Source organism: bacterium, from assembly GCA_020440705.1.
Classification (GTDB): Bacteria; Krumholzibacteriota; Krumholzibacteriia; order LZORAL124-64-63; family LZORAL124-64-63; genus JAGRNP01.
The window spans coordinates 1-540 of sequence record JAGRNP010000379.1; the positions used below are offsets into that span (position 1 = coordinate 1).

General features: G+C 71.9%; 1 protein-coding gene. It reads left to right on the forward strand.

The features are described 5' to 3' along the window. Positions 1–107: 107 nt before the first annotated feature. On the forward strand, positions 108–540 hold a 433-nt coding region (locus tag KDM41_18895; protein ID MCB1185493.1), incomplete at its 3' end, for an RNA polymerase subunit sigma-70.

A 540-nucleotide genomic window follows, 5' to 3' on the forward strand; every position in this document is an offset into this window, starting at 1 on the left:
ACCGCTTCGGGGAGTTCCGCTTCAAGGTCTACGTGACGTACGGCCCGTGAAGGCGGGCGCAGTGGCGCCTTTCGTCCTCGGGGGCGCTTCGGCAGAATGCGGTCGCGATGCCGACCGCCGACCGCCCGAGCCCCGACGTGACCCTGTGGCTCGAACGAGCCCGGCAGGGGGACGCGCAGGCGCTGGAGCAGGCCCTCGAGCATCTCTACGCCGAGATCAAGTCGATCGCACAGGCCCGCATGCGGGCCTTTGCGCCCTCGCACACGCTGCAGCCCACGGCCCTGGTCAACGAGGCCATGCTCCGCCTCGTCGGACGCTCGACGCCTTGGGAGAGCCGAGGGCACTTCCTGGGCGTGGCCGCACGCGCGATGCGCTCGATCCTCGCCGATCACGCCCGCGCCCGCGGCGCGCAGAAGCGTGGAGGCAACCGCAAGCGTGAGCCGCTGGACGCCGCCGTGGCCTGGTTCGAGGAGAACCGCGTGGACCTCCTGGCGCTCGACGACGCCCTGAAGCGCTTCGCGCAGCTCGACGCCCGTGCCG